Annotated in this window: 11 protein-coding genes; 9 read left to right on the top strand and 2 right to left on the bottom strand. The window is 39.2% G+C overall.

Annotation, left to right across the window (positions count from 1 at the left end):
- Positions 1 to 916: 916 nt before the first annotated feature.
- From ASG21_RS01180 to ASG21_RS01145, 8 genes are all read left to right on the top strand, one after another.
- Positions 917 to 5050, top strand: a complete 4134-nt coding sequence (locus ASG21_RS01180) for a hypothetical protein (protein WP_056074810.1) — start codon at positions 917 to 919, stop codon at positions 5048 to 5050.
- A gap of 28 nt (positions 5051 to 5078) precedes the next feature.
- Positions 5079 to 5663 carry a hypothetical protein gene (locus ASG21_RS01175; RefSeq protein WP_056074807.1) on the top strand — a complete coding sequence of 195 codons (585 nt, stop codon included), beginning with the start codon at positions 5079 to 5081 and terminating at the stop codon, positions 5661 to 5663.
- Between the two features lie 228 nt (positions 5664 to 5891).
- Complete coding sequence (locus ASG21_RS01170; protein WP_056074805.1) at positions 5892 to 6572, top strand: hypothetical protein; 681 nt, start codon at positions 5892 to 5894, stop codon at positions 6570 to 6572.
- 62 nt (positions 6573 to 6634) lie between these two features.
- Complete coding sequence (locus tag ASG21_RS01165; protein ID WP_056074803.1) at positions 6635 to 10687, top strand: Ig-like domain-containing protein; 4053 nt, start codon at positions 6635 to 6637, stop codon at positions 10685 to 10687.
- Positions 10688 to 10766: 79 nt separating this feature from the next.
- Positions 10767 to 11336, top strand: coding sequence for a hypothetical protein (locus tag ASG21_RS01160; protein WP_056074801.1), 570 nt, complete (start codon positions 10767 to 10769; stop codon positions 11334 to 11336).
- 372 nt (positions 11337 to 11708) lie between these two features.
- The gene (locus ASG21_RS01155; RefSeq protein ID WP_128414181.1) at positions 11709 to 12359 is read left to right on the top strand and encodes a hypothetical protein; all 651 of its coding nucleotides are present in this window, start codon (positions 11709 to 11711) and stop codon (positions 12357 to 12359) included.
- Positions 12360 to 12426: 67 nt separating this feature from the next.
- The gene (locus ASG21_RS01150; protein WP_128414180.1) at positions 12427 to 14811 is read left to right on the top strand and encodes an Ig-like domain-containing protein; all 2385 of its coding nucleotides are present in this window, start codon (positions 12427 to 12429) and stop codon (positions 14809 to 14811) included.
- 13 nt (positions 14812 to 14824) lie between these two features.
- The gene (locus tag ASG21_RS01145) at positions 14825 to 15409 is read left to right on the top strand and encodes a hypothetical protein (RefSeq protein ID WP_128414179.1); all 585 of its coding nucleotides are present in this window, start codon (positions 14825 to 14827) and stop codon (positions 15407 to 15409) included.
- 90 nt (positions 15410 to 15499) lie between these two features.
- Here ASG21_RS01145 and ASG21_RS01140 read toward each other — a convergent pair whose 3' ends face one another.
- On the bottom strand, positions 15500 to 17455 hold the full coding sequence (locus ASG21_RS01140) for a GEVED domain-containing protein (protein ID WP_056074791.1): 1956 nt from the start codon (positions 17453 to 17455) through the stop codon (positions 15500 to 15502).
- A 265-nt stretch (positions 17456 to 17720) separates the two neighbouring features.
- Positions 17721 to 17912: a cold-shock protein gene (locus tag ASG21_RS01135; RefSeq protein ID WP_056074789.1), complete on the bottom strand. Its 192-nt coding sequence runs from the start codon at positions 17910 to 17912 to the stop codon at positions 17721 to 17723.
- 669 nt (positions 17913 to 18581) lie between these two features.
- Between ASG21_RS01135 and ASG21_RS01130 the strand changes: the two genes are divergently transcribed.
- The gene (locus ASG21_RS01130) at positions 18582 to 20723 is read left to right on the top strand and encodes a DPP IV N-terminal domain-containing protein (RefSeq protein ID WP_056074787.1); all 2142 of its coding nucleotides are present in this window, start codon (positions 18582 to 18584) and stop codon (positions 20721 to 20723) included.
- Positions 20724 to 20762 lie beyond the last annotated feature (39 nt).

The following is a 20762-nucleotide window of genomic DNA, read 5'->3' as shown; positions in this document are numbered from 1 at the left end:
ATTTGTATTTTTGCACCGGAAAAGAATTAGAGGTCAGGGATGTATTTATATCATTGTTTTACAAATCTTTATAACACCCATTTTGCAAGATGGTGGAGGTTTGTTGCTGCCTTTTGTGTTTTTCTCTTTTCTCAGTTATATTTTGCTCAATCGGTTGCACTGGTTGATAGTACTGAATCTAAGCTTACTCTGCAATCTGGTGCACAGATATTTTCATCTGATGATAAATTTAATCAGCAGGTTGCTCACGTCAGATTAGATATAAAAAAGGTTTCAAAGAAGGTTGACGATAATAATGAGGTTCTTCTTATCATATCGGCTCAATCAATATCGGTTGATGATAAATCTAAGCAAGCTTCAGTTCGGAAGCAGAATGTTCTAAAAAAGCCAGCAAAGAAAAATGTTACGATTGTAAATGTTTTAGCTGTTACAAACGCTAATTCCAAAAAATATAATTTTCAGAACAGCTCTTCACATTCACGTACATTCTCACAAAGTACTGCGGACAGAGTTTTTATAAATTTCAGCAACTTAAGTAAGCATTATGCTGATGCTTCAATAGTACAATCTGTATTTTACATTCAGCGGGTGTTGAGTGATCTGCATTTTTCTGTCTGCTGTCACTGCAACAGCGCTGCTTACGATTACAGATTTGCGGGGTTTTACCCGGTGAGACCCCCACCGTTAGTTTAGATTTTTTTTTCTTTTTTATCCCTTCAATTTTCTGTGAGATTTTTGAATATGAATTAATGCTTTTAGTATTAACTGTAAAGTTGTGTGCTTACTTTTTAAGTTAAAGTAAAGATTTTATTCGCCAATATCTGTACAGTACCAAATTAAATTTTACATCAAGGGATATTTTACGGTTTTCATTTTAAAAATGAGAACGCAATTACTATTATCAAGAATCTAACTAATGAAAATAAATAAACTATTATATTTCGTTGCTTTCTTATTATTTTTGAATACTAAAGCTCAGGATTGTAATGCACTTTACATTCTGAATGCCCAAAACGGCAACGTCTACAATATCTCAGCACTCAACGGTGTTTTACCAGGTGCGACAACTACTTTATCTGCCTCTGCAAAGAGCAATCTTGCTGTAGGTGCTAATCCTGCGAATACATCTCAAACGGTTTTCACATCTTCGAATACGACAGCAAATTCACCTGTGTACAGAAGTAATACAAGTATCGGAACTAATATTCCTTTGGCCTTAGGTGGTCTGACGGCTAATCCAACCGCGGGTGCTACTTTAGGATACGTTTATGGTGTGTCTGCAAATAAACGACTTATCCAGGCGAGTCCTGCACCTGCCACTGATCTCGGAACAATTACGGGGGATGCAACCTGGAATGTCGGCACGGTTTCCAGTGATGCGTTTTTTGATTCCAACGGACTGTTGAATGTTGTAGTTACTTCAGGAGCTTCAAGATACATTTACCGTGTTAACCTGTCAACGCTTGTTGCTGTACAGGTTATTCAACTGAGCGGAAGTATGCCGGCCAATTTTCAGGGATTGTCATTCTTCAATGGAAGTATTTATGCTGTTGAAGGATTTGTGACCAATATTCTTTTGGTAAGTTCTTTCAATGCGCGTGTTTACGAGATCAATCCCAACACAGGTGTAAGTTCAGTAAAAACTTCTTACAATCTGAATACTTTAGTTGGTCCGTTTACGGATGCTGATGATTTAGATTTGGCTTCATGCCAGGTTTTCACGCCATCATCTGCTCCTACCTGTAATGAATTGTTTGGAATTAATTCTGCTCAGGGATTTACTTACAGAATAAATTTAAATGCTGCAGGAATCATCGATGGAACAACACTTGTAGCAAGCGGAACGCCCACAACTCACGGAAACATGGCGTATGGTCCGGTTCCTTCAAGTCTATCTCAAAACCAATTTGTAGCTTCTCCAAACAGTGCGTCCGGTAGAATCTGGCTTGGCGTTACGAACTCGGCATCTACGACCTATGTACAGCAAAGTGCATCTACAACCTGGGGTTCACCGATTGGTTTAGGTACAGATCCGGCAACAGGGTTTGTCTACGGTATTTCTAATAAAGCATTAACAAGATGGAATGGCACTGGTGCTGCAACATCATTAGGAAATGTAACAGGTGATGCGAACTGGACAAATGGAACTACGTTAAATGATATTGCAGTTGATAACGGAGGTAATTTGTATGTAATAACTTCAGTTTCTGACTCTAATATCTGGTTATACAGAATTGACCCTGATACTCCAGTTCCTTCGGCGACACCAGTAGTTCGCCTGTCTGGAACTGTACCCAATTTACGTACTACAAATGGGAACGGTTTGGCTTACCTGGGAGATTTCTTTTATTACAGCAGAACTAATGGCAACGGAACTGATATATGGAAGTTAAATGCTATGACTGGGGCATCAACGTTTGTAGGAAACATTGCAGGTACTACAGCAGCTGGTAACCGCAGAGATTTTGGTGATTTAGGTTCATGTGCTACTGTTACAAATGTTCCTGCATCATTTGCGATTAACTGCGGTGGAGCAGGAGGTGGTGTTCAGGGTACTCCTTTAATTCCCAACGGAACTGTACAAAACTCTGTTTTGCGCGTACCGATTACAGGAGCTGTAAATGGTCTTGCTGAATTTACGCTGACAGGATCCGGTATTACCACATCACCATCACCTTATGTAGCATTTATTCCTCAGGGAGCAACATACGTTGATATTCCGTTTGTTTACAACGGAACTGGCGCTGCCGGAAACCGTATGGTGACGGTAAGTTCACCTCGTGCTGTTACTGTTACAACCTGTACGCTTCCGGTTCTTGTGGATCTGGATTCTGATAATGATGGGATTCCTGATTCCTTAGATCTGGATGATGATAATGATGGAATTTTAGATACAGTAGAAAATGTTTGCGAAACTGAAGGTACACCTGTTTACAGTAATAATTTCGGAACAGGAACTGCAACTACACAGGATTTGAATGTCGTGGGGCATACTTTTGCAGCAGTCAATCCGAATGATGGATTTTATTCGGTCTCAAGATCTTTATCTCAAAGTGTTTTTTATACTCAAACTAACGTAAACGGGCATAAGGATGCAGGTAATTTCAGTATTGCTGATGGAAGCACGGATGGTAAATTTTTAATTATAAATGTTGCTGCGAATTATCTCAACAAAACTTTGTACAAAGTGGATGGTCTTACGGTGATTCCAGGTAAGAAATATAGATTCAGACTTGATTTGGCTGGTCTTGCAGAGGCTAACGCTCACATTCCAAATTTAAGGATTGCTGTGAAAGATACTTCAGGAAATATTTTAGCTTTTACAGATTCCAATAATATCGGGATGGCAAATGACGACATCTGGAGAAGATTTAAAATGGATTTTATTGCTGGAACTTCAAACGTCTCTTTAGAAATTATAAATCTTCAGCCATTAGGTACTGCAGGTAATGATGTGGGGGTAGATAATTTTGTTTTAATGCCTATCAATGTCTGTGATGCAGATGGTGACGGAATAGAAAACTCTTTAGACCTCAATTCAGATAACGATGGATGTTTTGATGCAATTGAAGGTGACGAAAATGTAAATTCTTCCCACCTGAACACTGATGGAAGCATTAATTATGCTTCAAACGGCGGTCTCGGATCTGCAGTTTCAAATAATGGTGTTCCCAATATTGTAAACTCAGGATCTTTCGATATTGGAAATGATGTAGGACAGGGCATGGGAGTTTCTCAGGATATCAGTAAGAATGCCTGTTTAGATTCTGATCTTGATGGTGTTGCAGATTATCTTGACTTGGATGATGATAATGACGGTATTCTGGATACCGAAGAAGGTTGTCTGCCAACAGTAACCATGGGGACAATCGTTGATAATGCTAAAATCACAGAACTTAAAAATACGGGATCAACGGTGTTTTCATTGGTTCCTCCAGGTGCAGCATTGCCGTTGGGAGGTGTGAAAGTTTCACATAATTCCGGAGGAAATGGCTGGGGTTATTACACTCCGAACGTTGCCACAACAACAATTAACTTGAACGGGACTCAGTCGGCTCCTTTTCCTACAACTTATCTTGATGTTATTGATTACGGAAACACAGTTGGAGGAATTGCCCGAAATGTATCAATAGATTTCGGAGCTTCTGCAAACTCAATCAGTACTGCAGATAACGATTATCAGTATATTATAGGTATTGCAGGATTAGGAAATGAAGAAGCGGTTATAACCAATATCTTTAGTGTTCCATTAACTGTTTTGAGCAATTCTGATGTTTTCAACACAGGCGTATATTCTCTTTTGGATGGTGTACCTTCTGTTACGCCAGGTCAGATCGGAAATGTTGTAAGTACCAACACAAATGCGACTCAAGGGTACACATTTTATTCCATTCCAAAATCTGTAGCATCATTTACAATGAATCTTACGGGTGGAAATGATCCTCACGGTTTTATTTTCGGAGTTTATAATATGAATTGTAATGCCAACACAGACGGCGATGCTTACCCAAATCATCTGGATCTCGATTCGGATAATGACGGATGTGCTGATGCAGTAGAAGGCGGTGGTGCTTTCACAACTGCAGATTTGCAGACTGCTTTAGGTGTTTTATCTTCGCAAAGCCCCAATCAGAACCTTGGAAATAATGTCGGAAATACAGCTGTGACAATGGGTGTGCCTCTTGTCGCAGGAACAGGACAGACTTTTGGGGATTCTCAGAATGCAGCTGTCAATGGTGGTTGTTACTGCTACAAACCGGGTATTCAGAATGCCGGAGTGTCAAACCCTGTGAAACATGGTATCACTGCACTCAACAGAGCAGGTTCAGGAGTTTCAGAATGGCCGACAGTGAGACAAAGTGCCTGGACAGTTTTGGAATCTAAGACAAAAGGTTTTGTGGTTAACAGGCTCACTGCTTTGGAAATTGCAGCAATTCCCAAAGCAAACCTTGTAGAAGGAATGATGGTGTACGATAAAGATGTGCAATGCCTGAAAATCTACAACGGAACCATCTGGAGTTGCTTTAGAACGCAGGCTTGCCCGGATTAAACTCATTTTAATTTAAAGAAAATAAACAATGAAAAATATTTTTAATATAACATTTCTCTGTATAGTTTTTTCTGTAAATGCGCAGGTGGTTATCGGAAAATCAAATCTTACAACATTGCCATTGCCCGCTGCTCCCAATACTGTGAATCCTTCTATTTCTCTGGAATTCGGAGATTACGTTACAGGTCAGGGAAAAGGTTTGGTTTTACCATGGACGACTTCAGCGATGGATAAAGCTTCGGCAGTAGAAGGAACCATCATTTATGACACGACGGATCATACAGTTAAATATAAAAACGGTGCTTCAGCTTGGGAACCTCTGTCTAAAAATGAAACAGCACCTTCACCAATAAACAATACGCAAGGTGTTGCCAATACCGCTTTGCAGGATCCTTTTGATGATGCTCCTGCGGCCAGAACAAGCATTGGGACTTTGAGTACAGTTCCAGGAATTCTCGTGTTGGAAGATAACGACAAAGCAATGATCTTACCCAAAGTGGAAAGCCCGCATTTAAATATCATTAATCCCGAACCGGGAACGATGGTTTATGATACATTAAATCACCATCTGGCTATTTATAATGGTAAAGTCTGGTCTTTTTGGAAGCCTTAAAAAACAACTTTATTTTAAGAAAAACCATTTCATTTGAAATGGTTTTTTTAGTACTGTAAAACGAGATTTTGATCATTAAAGTTGAATTAAAATAAATATTTATCATTAATATATCGTTAATCATAAACTATTTATTTGTCATTATTTGAGATAATTTGTAGTAAATTATGATTTTTATATAGTTTAAATTAAAAAATAATTATACATTTACAATGAAAACAAAAGCACTTGAAGAGTTATATTATTTCTATTTTACGCTGTGTAAAAATATCAGATTCCATCGGGGATTCAGGCATTTTTGTACGTGCTTCTATTTTTCTTTTTATGGTTTTTCAGGTGCAGTTTTTATCTGCACAGGTTGAAATAAGTACTTCTTCTGCTGTAATTTCAGTTTCCGGTGACTCAAAAATTTATTCTGCTGATGAAAGTTTTAATCAGCAACTCAGGCAGGGTGCATTCAAAGTTAAAAACGCACATGTTTCGGCTCAGAATGTATTACGGAAAGAACATCTTGTAATTGTTCACAAAAAATCTCCGAAATTTAATCATGCTGATCTTGCTTCTCAGATGAAAGCTGCAAAAACTAACAAAAGGTCAGAAACTCTAAAGAAGGTTCAGAAACAGATTGCTTCCAATAAAGCATTTAAAAATAGATCACATGCACATCATATTCTGAGTCATCCTCCTGCAAGCAAATTTTCTACGAATCAAAAAGCCGGAAAACATTATGTGCATGAGCGCAATCATCAGCATGATCAGAATGAAACATCGGCTGGTGAAAAATATCATTCTGTTATTCGGGCACTTGACTATTTACACTCTCAAAAATTCTATGCCTACAACAACAGGTCTTTTGCTTTCTGTTATTCTAGGGTCTTTTCTGTAAGGCCTCCCCCTGTATTAGTTTAGTTTTATTATTAATTTTCTACAGTCTTTATTTTTTATAAAGATTTAAACTAATACACATATCAATGAATTTTAAAAATATTTTTAAGAAAATAGCAGTATTGTTACCGGTGGCTGGATTCGCATTTAGCAGTGCACAGACAGTAGCGGCTACAAATACTGGTACAGCAGTTTGTTTTAACTGTGTGCCAACCAACTGGACAACCGTAAGCGGAACCCCAGATAAATCTAACAGAACTAATGCTTCTCTTAATACCGGTAATAACGTCGGCGGTGGTTCTTTATGGACTGGCGCAGCTAACGGTCTGGGAACTCCCATCAGTCTGCCACTACCTCCAAATGGACATACGAACTGGGTGTCTCTAAGAGATTTAGGTACCATTACAACAGTTCAGGAAGTGGTAAGCACCAATATCGGAGGTTTGACAGGAGGAAGATTGTACGAAGTTTTCTTTCATTCACTTAGTTCAGTTACAAATCAGGGTGGGAATGGTTCATCTTCTTATGCCGGAAAATTTATCGATCAGTTTTCTGTACAGCTTGGTACTGGTGCAGCTCAAAATTACACTGCTACACAAAATACATGGCAAACTCAGCGGGCTAGATTCACAGCTGCTTCAGCAACAGTTCCCATCGTTTTCAATGCATTGAATAATGCAGTGATTACGGGTACTACCAATCCCGAACGATTTTTAAATGCAGAAACTGTACAGATTTCTGTAACCGCAAATGCTGTAAATGCAGTGCCAATTGCTGTCGCAGATGCAACTCAAACCTTTCAGAACACACCTGTAAATATTAACATTATTTCAAATGATTCTGATTTTGACGGAAGCGTTGTGGCGGGGTCTGTAGATTTAAATCCTTCAGCTCCAGGGTTGCAGACGACTTTCGTTTTGGCTGGAGCAGGGACTTTTACAGTAAACAGTAGTGGGGTTGTTACTTTTACGCCTCTACCGCAATTCACCGGTACAGCTACAATTCCATATACAATTCAGGATAATTATATATTGAATACTGTGATTACACCATCAACATCAGAGCCGGCAAATATTTCAGTCGAAGTAATCTCAGCTACTGATTCGGATGGCGATGGCATTCCTAATGAATCAGATCTTGATGATGATAATGATGGAATTCTGGATACTGACGAAGATATTTGTTCTAAGCCAAATCAAATTGTTAACGGTGATTTTTCAGCATCACCTGCATCTACATCATGGATTAGTAATTTCTCTACCAATACACCCAATACCAGCGGGCCTTTGAATTATACAGGATCAGCACTAAATATCTTTGTAGATAATCCTGGAACTTTATATCCAGGTAATATACTCTTGGCGAATACCACTCCTTTTACTACAAGCTTAGGGGTAGCTTACAGCTTTTCTTCTACGTTAAATATAACAGGCGGAACAACAAATGCCAGTTTCTCCTGGGTTTTGATAGATTCCTCAAATAGCATAGTTAAGGTACTTCAAACTTACAAGACTCAAACGTCTGGTACTGGTAATGTTACAATTACTAACACGCCAACGGCTTATCCTGTTACCTTTACTGCGCCGGGAACGGGTAATTACAGATTGGCATTAACGTGGATAACGAATTCTAGTTCATCAGGAAATGCACAAGACGTGCGTATCGATAATGTAATACTTTTGGCACCGTGTGATACTGACGGAGATGGTATTCCTAATTATTTAGATTTAGACTCAGATAACGACGGCTGTCCGGATGCAATTGAGGGTTCAGAAAATGTAAACACATCACAATTAAATCCTAACGGAAGTATAAATATTGGTCTTGTCGCTCCAAACAATGGTGTGGGGTCGTCGGCTGCTAATCTTGGGGTTCCCAACCTTGTGAATACAGGTGGGGCCGCAGATTCAGGATCGGCTACTGCCGGTACTGTTGGTCAGCCGGTTGGTAGATCACAGGATATCAGCAGAAGCGACTGTTTAGATTCTGATGGAGATGGAGTTCCTGATTGGCAGGATTTAGATGATGATAATGACGGTATTTTAGATACTGTTGAATGTCCTCCAACAAATGTTTTTGCCAATTTTTCACCAGCAGTTATTGCCACTTCAGGTACTACTACCACTGTTTCTGGAATCACGTGGGGTACAATTACCGGAACGCTTAACCGTGAGCTTAACGGAGTTACTATAAATACTGCAATAGCTAAACAGACAGGTGATTTTTCTAATTCCACAGTTTATACGCCTGCAGGCACTACTTCGCAAGGGAGACTGGGAGAAGCCCTTACGAATTTTAATGCAACAGCAAATTATGCAAGATATACGCTAACATTGAGTGTTCCAGTTGAAAGTATAACACTGCATATTTCTGATTTTGATTTCATGAGAACACGTTTTATGGGAAATCATGTCGAACAACTAATGAGTGGCGGTACAGAATTAGTATATAACACTGCTACCAGGCAGCTTTATGATTCAGATCCTAACACGTTTTCCACTCTTGCAAGGGATGGTTTCGGATCGGTAAGAATTACAAGTACTAATGGATTGCCATTTACTCAGATAGTTTTTGACAGGATTGATGATCCAAATACATCTCAGACAATAGATGGTTTTTCGTATACTTTCTCTGTACAGCCTGCTTGTGATACTGACGGCGATGGAATTCCTAATTATCTCGACTTAGATTCTGATAATGATGGCTGTCCAGATTCAAGAGAAGGAGCAGGAAACTTTAACCCAACTACACTGGCTTCAGGACCAATAGCATCACAAACACCAAATACTAATTTTGGAACTGCAGTAAATACGACTACAGGGATACCGACTTTAGTGGGAGCGGGTCAAGGTGTTGGTCAGTCTCAGTCTTCTGCTCAGAATGATTGTTTAGATTCTGATGGAGATACAATTCCGGATTGGCAGGATTTAGATGATGATAATGACGGTATTTTAGATACTGTAGAATGCAGCAATACGATTGCCGATTTAGGGAATGCTCTTACTGCAGGAACTGCTAAAGATATCTTACCTTCTGATTTTGGATTGGCATTAAATGCAAAAAATCAAAATGTAACTGCAGATTTAAGTGCTAAATTTGGATATCCTCCTAATTCAGGAGCAGTTGTTGTTTCCATTACAAATGCTTCTGTTAATCCTACAGCCAATGCCTGGTGGACAAAACAAGGACAACAACCATCTATATGGAGGGTAACCGGAACAATGAGTGCGTTTGTTCTGATGGCGCAGGATATTCAGTATTATGGTAATGACAGCAAAACGATTCACATCTATGATTCTGCAACGGTAATACCAATTACATTTCCGGGACTGGTTAATCAGACTGCTGTAGCCAATCAGTGGGCTGTTAGCGAATCGCCAACTCAAAAAACACTCACAGACCTGGATACTAACTTGACAACAATAGAAAACGGTAACTGGAGATTTGCAAATATGAATTTTGGTCCGAAAACTTTTGGTTTTTCTACGACGACGCCAAATGCTGATCCAGCCTATGCTGTTTTGATGTATCTGGAGTGCGATGCGGATGGGGACGGAATTCCAAACAGATTAGATTTAGATTCAGATGGTGACGGATGTTCTGATGCAATTGAAGGTGCTGCGAATATTGCAACGACTCAATTGGTAGCAGCAGGTGGTACCGTAACAGGAGGAAGTACTGCAGTAAATCAGAATCTATGTGCTACCGGTGCCTGTGTAAATGTTTCTGGTATTCCTCAAGTATCACCACTGCCAACTGGTTATACCAATAGTGAAGGACAAACTGTTGGGGATTCTCAGAATGCTTTGGTAAATGCATGTGTATGTTACGAAGATCCTGCACTAGTGGCTGGAGCAACTTACCCTGTAAAACATGGTATCACGCTTCTCGGAAGAGCAGGTGCGGTGAATGGAAACTGGCCTATGTTGAGAAATTCGGCATACACCGCTTTGGAAAGTAAAACCAAAGGTTTTGTAGTGACCAGAAACAGCAGTCCTGAAACGACCATTGCGATTCCGGTTGTGGGAATGATGGTGTTTGATTCGGATGAAAATGCAGGGGCAGGATGTCTGAAAATCTATACAGGACCTGCAGCAGGTGAAGGCTGGAAATGTTTCAACACTCAGGGTTGTCCGTAACTGATTTATTGAATTAATGTAAAACTAAACCTTCAGGGTTTTAGAACTCCTGAAGGTTTTAATTAAAAAAGAAAATATCATGCACAAAACAGCAATTATATTATCCGTTTTTCTTTCTGCGTTCGCTTATTCGCAGGTGAAAATAGGGGGTACCACGAGCGTGGGGAACGTGACCAACACTTCCGTTTTACTGGAATTCGGAACTGATAATGATAAAGGAATTATTCTTCCTTACGTAGAAACCGTTCCTACGGCGGTAGCTGCTTCTCAGGGCGGAACAATTATTTTCGATGTCTCTGCGAATGCAGAATACAAAGTAAAGGTGAAAAATGAAAACGCGGGCTGGAAAGACCTCAGCGTACAGTCGGGATATTCAACGGCAGTAGAAGCTGTTGTAAAACCGCCACAGGCTTTACCTTTGGCAGATCAGGCTGCAGCGAAAGCAATTATTGGAAGCGAAACTTCAACTACGGACGGCGTTTTGGTTCTGGAGTCACCTTCAAAGGCCATGGTTTTACCGATTGTGACGAGTTTGGCCAATATTAAAAATCCTTCACCGGGAATGATGGCTTTCCTGGCTGGAGCGACTTCGGCAGGACATCGGCTTGTAGTTTTCAATGGACAGAAATGGACATTCTGGAAACCTTAATAAATATTTCATTTAAATCTCAATAGCGGCAGCCTCAGGTTGTCGCTTTTTTGTGCTGTTACCGGAACAATTTTCCGATTACGGACGAAACTTTATCATTGGCTTTTGTTTTTCGGGATAAAACACAAAATATTTTCAGGAAAATTTCTCAATATGAACATAAATTAAAATAAAAATGCTCTAAAGTCCTTTATTTATGGGGTTTTAGTATAATTATTTTTCAACAGAGCAGGTGATCTGGTTTAAATTTTAAACTGTATCGGTTATTGATTTTAAATTAATATCTTAATTATGTTTATTTGTTGTAAAAAATAACGATTTATTGTTGTCTTATTGCTTATTGCTAATTTTGCAGAACCAAAAAACAAAGTATTGAAAGGCGTTTGCGAAGATTTCAAATTTCAATTTTGGGCAGCTTTCAAAATCCTGCCGACCTTTCGGGGGCTTTGTATTTTTCTTTTTTTCTTCCTTTTTTCCTTTTTTTCGGCACAGGATAGTCTCACGGCTAAAATTTCCGCTGGGACACAGATCGCTGTTATCGGCAAAGCACAGATTTATTCTGCAGATGAGTCTTTTAATACGGTTGTAAATGACAAGAAAACAAAACTTGTAGCTTTCATCAGTTACAGTGCAGATGAGCATACGGTTTTAATCACTTCAGAAAAGAAAACGAAAACCCTGTCTGAAGAGGTCAAAATTGCACGTGGGAAACAACCTATTCAGATTGATAAAACTCTGTTGGCTCAGTTGGAAAAAAATGAGAAAAAAGCAGCTGAAAGTGGAATTTCTTTAAAAAACCCTACCTCACGAAATTTCTTTTACTCCGGAAACTCAGAACAGGTTAATTTTATTGTTCCGAATTCTCAGAATCATTCTCTCAACAGCCATTTAGTTGAAAATGTAGAGTTTAGGTCAGTCCTCATTCTTATTTTTAACAATAATAATTTCTATTTCAATACCCGGTCTAAAACGTTCGGATATTCTAAAACTTATTCTTCAAGGCCACCACCATGTATTATTTAATTCTTGTTTGCGAATTTTATTTATAACAATGAAATTCATTTTTAATAATTAAATTAATACTTTCCATATGATTTTAAAAATTGAGAAACTATTTTTCTCTATACTTTTGCTGAGCTGTAGTTTAATATTGGCTCAAACGGTGCCTTCAAGTTCTGCAACAGCAAACTGTTCAACTTGTGTACCGACAGGTTGGACTAATGGATCCGGTACACCTGATATTTCAAGTACAACAATTGCTGCGGATACCAACACTGCTGGTGGTGGGGCAGCCTGGACTAATAACATCAATGGTACAGGTACTGTAGTAACTTTACCAAATGCCCCAAATGGGAATACCAGATGGATTTCAATTCGAGATGTTGGAACTGCTGGACAAGAAGAATCTCTCAGTACCACTTTAGGATCTTTGGTTATCGGCAGGCAGTATGAAGTTATTGTATATGCGCTTACGGCAACTACTAATGCTACAGGAAATGGAGGAGCTTATGCAGGTCGATATATTGATTTTTTCAGCTATCAGATTGGTGCAAATCCAGTGCAGAATGTATCCTCGGTTCCTGTGAGAACTTGGGGTACTTTCAGATTTAGATTCACAGCACCAGCAACTACACAAACGTTGGTTTTCAGGCCTGGAACAAACTCAGCAGCTACCAGTACTTCTGCTGCCAATCTGTTATTATTTGAAACAGTACAGTTATCTGTTACTGCAAATGCTATTAATGCAGTGCCGGTAGCAGTGGCTGATAATACCAGTACACTTCAAGGTATTCCTGTTTCTCTAAACGTTGCTGTAAACGATTCCGATCCTGATGGACTTGTTAATCCAAATACAGTAGATTTGGATCCATCGACACCAGCTGTTGAGACAACATTGAATACTGCCCAAGGTACATGGTCTGTTGCTAATGGTGTAGTTACTTTTACACCCGTTCCTACATTTACAGGTGTTGCTACAATTCCTTACACCATTAAAGATAATTATATTTTAGATGGTGCAAGTAACCCATCTACGTCTAATCCAGTTAATATTTCAGTTACCGTTCTTGCAGACAGTACTGATTCTGATGGTGACGGGATTCCTAACAGATTAGATTTGGATGATGATAATGACGGTATTTTGGATACGGTTGAAAACAACTGTACCACCAGGACAGAAGGTACTCCTGTATTCAGCAATGATTTTGGAACAAATGCAGTGTCGGCAACAGCGCCACTTACAAGTCCTGATAATAATGTGCAGCTTCATACACAGGTTATCACAGATCCGCAGGATGGCAGTTATGCAATTACAACTTCTAATGCACGTAGTGCAACGTATACTAAAACCAACTTAAGTCCTACTCTGAATAAAGATGCTGGGTATAATGATATCACTGCTGGTAGTGTAAATGGCAGGTATCTAATGATCAATGTAGGTTCTGCAGCAAGTTTAAATCAGCCAATATACAGAGTTACTAATCTGGCTGTAGTTCCCGGACGAAATTACAGATTCAGAATTGATATGGCTGGTCTTGCAGATAATCTTGCAGATATACCAAGACTTCAACTTGTAATCAGAGATGCCACTAATGCCGTGTTGGCTACCACAAACTCTTCTTTATCCGGAATGGCAAATGATGATGTCTGGAGAAGAATAAGTATGGAATTTACTGCAACTACTGGTACTGTTACAATAGAAATAGTAAATCAGCAGGGAAGCGGTAGTAGCGGTAATGATCTCGGTATTGACAACATCGTTCTTGCTCCATTCGGATGCGATGCAGATGCTGACGGCATCCCTAACAGTCTTGATGCAGACTCAGATAACGATGGCTGCGCTGATGCTTTGGAGGGTACAGAGGTTGTGAGGTATAATCAAATTTATCCGTTAAATCATCCTACACCCGCTTTACGTGGTCAGATAAGAGTAATCTACGACGGAGTAACAACAGGAACTCCAACTGGTATCATCAGCACGTCGGCTTCTGCAAACGGAGTTCCGCAGTTGGTAAATAACGCCGGGAATAATCTTAATGCAGCAACGAACCCTTCAAATTTAGCAGGTCTTGCAGATAACACAGATATTCCTGCGCCATTAACTGCAGACATAGGGCAGGAAATTGGTACTTCGCAAAATGCACTCACCACGGATGCTGAATGTTCAAGGTGTTTCAGACCGGCAAGTACAGCTACGGGTATCGATGTTTCGCACGGTTTTACTTCATTAAACAGAGCAGGTACAAACGGAAACTGGCCAATGAAAATCAAAAGTGCACACACGGTTTTGGATTCAAGATCTACAGGCTTTGTCATTAATAGGCTTACGACAGCACAGGTGAACGCGATCACAACGGCTGGTAACGCTGTTATCGGAATGGCAGTTTATGATACAACAGAAAACTGTCTGAAAATCTACGATGGAACAGGATGGTTCTGTTATACAAGACAAACCTGTGATAATTTTAACCAGTAAAAGTTTAAAAAAAATGAAAAAATATATCATATTATCATTAAGTTTGGTTTCAGCCTTGAGTTTGGCTCAGGTGACCATCGGTAAAACAACACCCAATACCAATCCGGTAAACTCATCTGTTTCCGTAGAGTTTGGTAATGCTACAGGAGGAAATAAGGGCATCGTTTTGCCTTGGGTAAGTTCAGCAACTGATGTAGTTAATGCTAACCCCACTACCTTGGCATTGGGAACTTTTATATTCGATTCAGCAGATCAGAAAGTGAAATACCGCAGAACGGTTACCACACCTGCATCTGCAACAATCTGGCAGGATCTGTCTGCGGGTGCACTTGCACCTACAACAGCAAATATACCTGATACCAATGCTGAAAGTCTAAGTGCAAAAGCAACAATCGGTACTTTGGGAGGGACGCCACAAACTGACAGTACTCCGGGTATTTTGGTTCTATCTGATACTTCTAAGGCAATGGTTCTGCCAAGAGTAAACTCACATACAGACATCCCTTCACCAAGTGCGGGAATGATGGTTTATGTAACTTCCACCAATCAGTTAGCTGTTTACAACGGTAGAGAATGGGCATTCTGGACTAAACCTTAGTCAAATAAGAATTTCTTTTTAATAACAATTCCGCCTCTGCAAAGGGGCGGAATTTTATTTATTTAAATTTTGCTCAGTTTAAAATTGTAATTACTTCTTCAGAATTTTATGTCTTACTGAATTTGCTTTATTATCTGAAATTTCAACTACATAATAACCTTTTTCAAGACTTGAAACATTAATCTTATTATCCAGTATATCACCTTTCATCACCAGTCTCCCTTCAGCAGAATAGAGACTGAATTCTTTGTATTTCTGATTAGATTTAATATAAAGAATATCATCTACCGGATTAGGATAAATGCCTGCTTTTTCAGGCTGATTTTCTATCGTGCTTAGATTTCCGTTGGTTATGGCCAGCTGATAATCTTCAATTTCCCCATAAGAAACCCGACAGGGAGTTATTGCGGCATATTCGGATGTTGAAGCTGTGAAGGCTATTCTCATGCGGTAAGATCCTGTTGGTACAGTTGATGGAATGAGGAAGTTTTGTGTAATCCCGTTAAAACCTGTGTTTTCTATTACTTTTTCTGTAACCTCATCGAAAATACTGTCTTGATTCCAGTCAACATATACTTTAACGAATGGTGAATAGGCACTTCCTGTATTGGAGTTTGCTTTTGCTTTAGCCTCCAGTGTTACGCTGGTGCCGGCTGCCACGTTGGCGATGTGCGTACTGAAGTAGTTGCCGATAGCACTTCCCGAACAGTTGCTGTTGAGGTTTTGCAAGAGTGTAATGTTGTTCTGTGTAAGCTTTACATTTTCTATATTATAACTGGCATCTATCCCGTTGTGAGGAGAGCATGATGTAATATTGTTGTTGCCACAAAGTGCCGGGAACTGGATGAGAGCAGATTCCACAGAATAATTGGTCTTTGTATTGGAAGCTTTTATTCTGAAATTATATTTCAGTCCTGCTGTTAATTTAGAAAAATTATTGGCCGTAACTGCATTTTTCATCACGCCTTTTACAGGTATGTAAACAGTGCTGCCTTCTGCTTTTGCCTCAACAAGATATCCTGTTTCAACTGTAGAATTATCAACCCAGTTTAAAGCAAACTGGTTGGTGTAATCTGATGATGAGGCAGTAATTCCCGAAGGAACAGGCTGAGGTGTCTCAGGAGCATTCAATGTAAATGTGTTTGAGTTGGTAACAATAGGCAATCCTACATTTTGCATCCTGTTGTATTGTCCCGTAGTGAAAAAGTACGGTGCACAGAAATTATAATCCATCATATTGTTCATCAGCGGAGCAAAAAGATCACTGTTTGCATCGGTCGCTGTTCCTGTATAAGCGCAGTTGCTCGTTGTTGCGTTTGCGGCTCCACGTGGATCTGAAGGAGTATCGCAGATGAAATCTCCCTTGGTGTCACAATTGGCAGAAAGTCTTGGAAGTGGTTCGCTGAAATTTCTTGTCACCAGTTCACGGTTGCTTACTGTAGAATTTGTAGAATTGTTAAAGGTATGTGAAAGCCCAAAATAATGCCCGAATTCATGTGGGGTTGTTTTATCATCATCCAACTGTCCGTTCACAACCCAAGTAATGTTGTTGCTTTGATTGGATGGTGCTACATACGACCAGCCACCTACGCCCGAACCGCCTCTTTTTACGCTGTTGGCAAGAAATAGGTTCATAGAATTATTGGAGCTGTTTTGCTGACTGAAGGTCAATGTTTCCGCATCAGTCTGGTTTCCGCTGTGGTAAAGTGAATTGGGATAGTAAAGGAAGTCGGAACCTTTAAAATAGAACTGCACATTAAAAGCTGCGAATTTTCTGTTAAGTTCGGACAGCGCATTATTAAGACCGTTGGCAGATACGTATCCAGTACCATCGTTCATGCCTATCAAATGTGCCTGCACAGCAACGTAGGTGATGAGCTGAGTGTTTTTGGAGTTGCCGTTTTTGGATAAAATTTTATTGGCCAGTTCACGCTGCGAAAGAAATTCTTCGTAGCTGACGTGTTCATTTCCGCACTCTAGATGTTGGGCATGCGAGATGCCAAAAAAGCCCAGAAGGGCCGCAATGGAGTACAATACTTTTTTCATACTATATATTGAGATTCTAATTTTTAAAGCATTAAAAATATTGTAAATATTCTATATAGTAATAATATTTTTATTTTTTTAATAATATTTGTGCGGAAGTAATGGGTAAGATGGGATTATGTTGCTGAATTTTTAATTTTGTAAGAGCTGAAAAAAAACTAATCATACTGCGATGATAGCAGTATGTATCTGATCAGCACAAAAAAAGGCAGATAAAATAAATTATCTGCCTGTATCACTAATGAAGATGATTGGTCTTCTGAGATTACGCTTTTTTCACGTTAACTGCGTTAACGCCTTTTGCTCCGTTCTGTAGGTCGAATGTTACTACATCATTTTCACGGATAGTATCTACTAATCCTGAAGAGTGTACGAAAACGTCCTGACCGCCTGTTGATGGTGTAATAAAACCAAATCCTTTGGTGTCGTTAAAGAATTTTACTGTTCCTTGTTGCATTGTATTGTATTAAAAAAATTATTGTATTTGCTGAAAAATTGTTTGGCTGTTGCCATTACCGTTCTGATCAGCAGGTCAAAACTGTAATAAATCGATTTGTAAGCAAAAAATGATGTTGGAAATTTTTAGATCCTGAACTTATTCAGGTTGAAAAAAGGTACTGCACCTGTTCTGTGACGACAAAAATTAGCGACTGTAAAAGCGAAGACTGATAGAATGAGTAAACTCAGAAGTTTCAGAGTAAGCGTCGGCAGGTGCCTGATTATTCTACAAATGTACACATAATATATTGAAAACAAGCACTTTTTAAATTTATTTATTATTTCAGTGCAGTAATCATAGGAAAATGATCAGACAATTGAAGACTTAGAGTGTACTTGAATTTTCAGTTTCAGATCATTTAATAAAATGTAAATATTTATAAGATCTCGCCACTCAGGAGCTGAGCAGGACTTTTATCGTGTTTACAAAAATTTTTTTGGAAAGTTTAAAAATTCATTTTGAATATAAAACATTCATCATTAAATGACTTTTTAATGGCTGATATTTATTTCTTATTTTTGGAAGATTCTATTGAATATAATGAAACCGGTGGTACAAATATGGTTTAATCAGCAATTGTCTGCATCTCCGGTGAGGTATTATTTATAAAAAAATGAAATTTTACTTATGAAACTACATAAATTATCTTTAATGATGATTGTTTTGGGCGGAACAGCTTTTGCGCAAACCCAAAAATTCACGATGGCAGAAGCTGTCAATGGTATGCGGACCAATTTGGCTGTGAAAAATATTTCCCAGTTCTCATGGTCTGCAGATGGCAAATCTTACATCAACGCAGTGAAAAACGGTTACCTGATTACAGATCTTAAAACAGGAAAACAGGATACTCTGATTTCTTTGAACCAACTGAATAAAGGATTGGCAGAAAATAAAATGAAAGGAATTCCGCAGGTGAAATTTACCGGCGCATCCAAAGGTTATTTTATGTCTAACGGTAAAATGAACTGGGTAGAAAAATCGGGCAGCGACTGGAAAATTAAAAAGTCAGCCGAAACTCCCAAAAGTGCAGAGAATCTGAAAGTATTTAATGATAGTCAAACCTTTGCATTTACAGATAAGAATAATCTTTTCGTCAATAAAAACGGAAAAACAATTGCGGTGAGCAACGAATCGAACGAAAATATCCTTTTCGGAGCGTCAAACGTTCACAGAAACGAATTCGGCATCGACACCGGGATTTTTCCTGCACCCAACTCTGAATCGGTAGCGTTCTACAGAATGGATCAGACGATGGTAGCAGATTATCCCATCATCGACTGGTCTGTAACTCCCGCTGTCAACACCAATATCAAATATCCAATGGCAGGAAAAACTTCCCACGAAGTGACGCTGGGTGTCTTTAATATTAAAAATGAATCTACAGTTTACCTGAAAATTGAGGGTGAAAAAGATCAGTATTTAACAGCAGTTACCTGGAGCCCCGATTCAAAATATATTTTTGTGGGCATTCTAAACCGCGGACAGAATCATTTACAGATGAATCAGTACGATGCGGCAACGGGAAATTTAGTTAAAACTTTATTCGAAGAGAAGAGTGATAAATATGTTGAGCCACAGCATCCGCTCTTGTTTTTCCCGAATTCTAATACCGATTTTATCTGGCAAAGTCAGAGATCGGGATACAACCATTTGTTTCATTACAGTTTAGAGAAAGGTTTGGTCGCTCAGATTACAAAAGGGGATTGGCTGGTAACCGACATTTTAGGATTTAATGAAAAGAAAAAAGAGATTTATTACACTTCGACAGAAGTCAGCCCTACTGAAAGACATTTGTACAGAATCAACTGGAATTCGTATAAAAAACAGAGACTGGACGATGCTGAAGGAACGCATGCCGGAATTTTGAGTGCCGATGGAAACTATCTGTACGATACATATTCAAATGCTTCGACTCCGAGAAAGGTTAATGTTATCAATACAAACACCTTGAAAATTCAGAACATTTTAACCTCAGAAAATCCGTTGAAGAATTATGCAAGACCTGAAATTAAAAATATCAATCTGAAAGCTGACGACGGAACAATTTTGTACGGAAAGATTATTCTTCCGACCAATTTTGATGCTACAAAAAAATATCCGGCTATTGTTTATTTATATAATGGGCCGCATTTACAGCTGATCAATAACACTTTTCCGGCTTCGGGAAATCTTTGGTACGAATATATGGCTCAGAACGACTATATTATTTTCACAATGGACGGAAGAGGTTCTGCCAACCGTGGTCTGAAGTTTGAGCAGGCGGTATTCAGAAACCTTGGAACCACAGAAATGAACGACCAGATGAAAGGAGTTGACTATTTAAAATCTCTTCCTTATGTAGACTCAGAAAAATTGGGAATTCACGGGTGGAGCTTTGGTGGTTTTATGACAACCAGTTTTATGCTTCGTCATCCCGATGTGTTCAAAGCTGGCGTTGCAGGTGGTCCGGTAATCGACTGGAGCATGTACGAAATCATGTACGGTGAAAGATACATGGATTCTCCTCAGGAAAACCCTCAGGGTTACGCAGCTTCAAATCTGTTGGATAAAGTTCAGAATTTAAAAGGAAAATTATTAATGATTCACGGGGCGCAGGACGATGTTGTGGTTTGGCAGCACTCTGTAAAATTCCTGAAATCCGCAGTTGACAATGGAGTTCAGCTGGATTATTTCATGTATCCTGGTCATCCCCACAACGTTGCCGGAAAAGACAGAGTACATTTAATGCAGAAAGTAACGGATTATTTTGATCAGAATCTGAAGAAGTAAGGCCTATAGCTGATGACTTTTAGCATCTGGCTGAATTCC

Source organism: Chryseobacterium sp. Leaf394, assembly GCF_001424105.1.
Lineage (GTDB): Bacteria > Bacteroidota > Bacteroidia > Flavobacteriales > Weeksellaceae > Chryseobacterium.
This window is presented reverse-complemented; position numbering and strand designations above follow the sequence as displayed.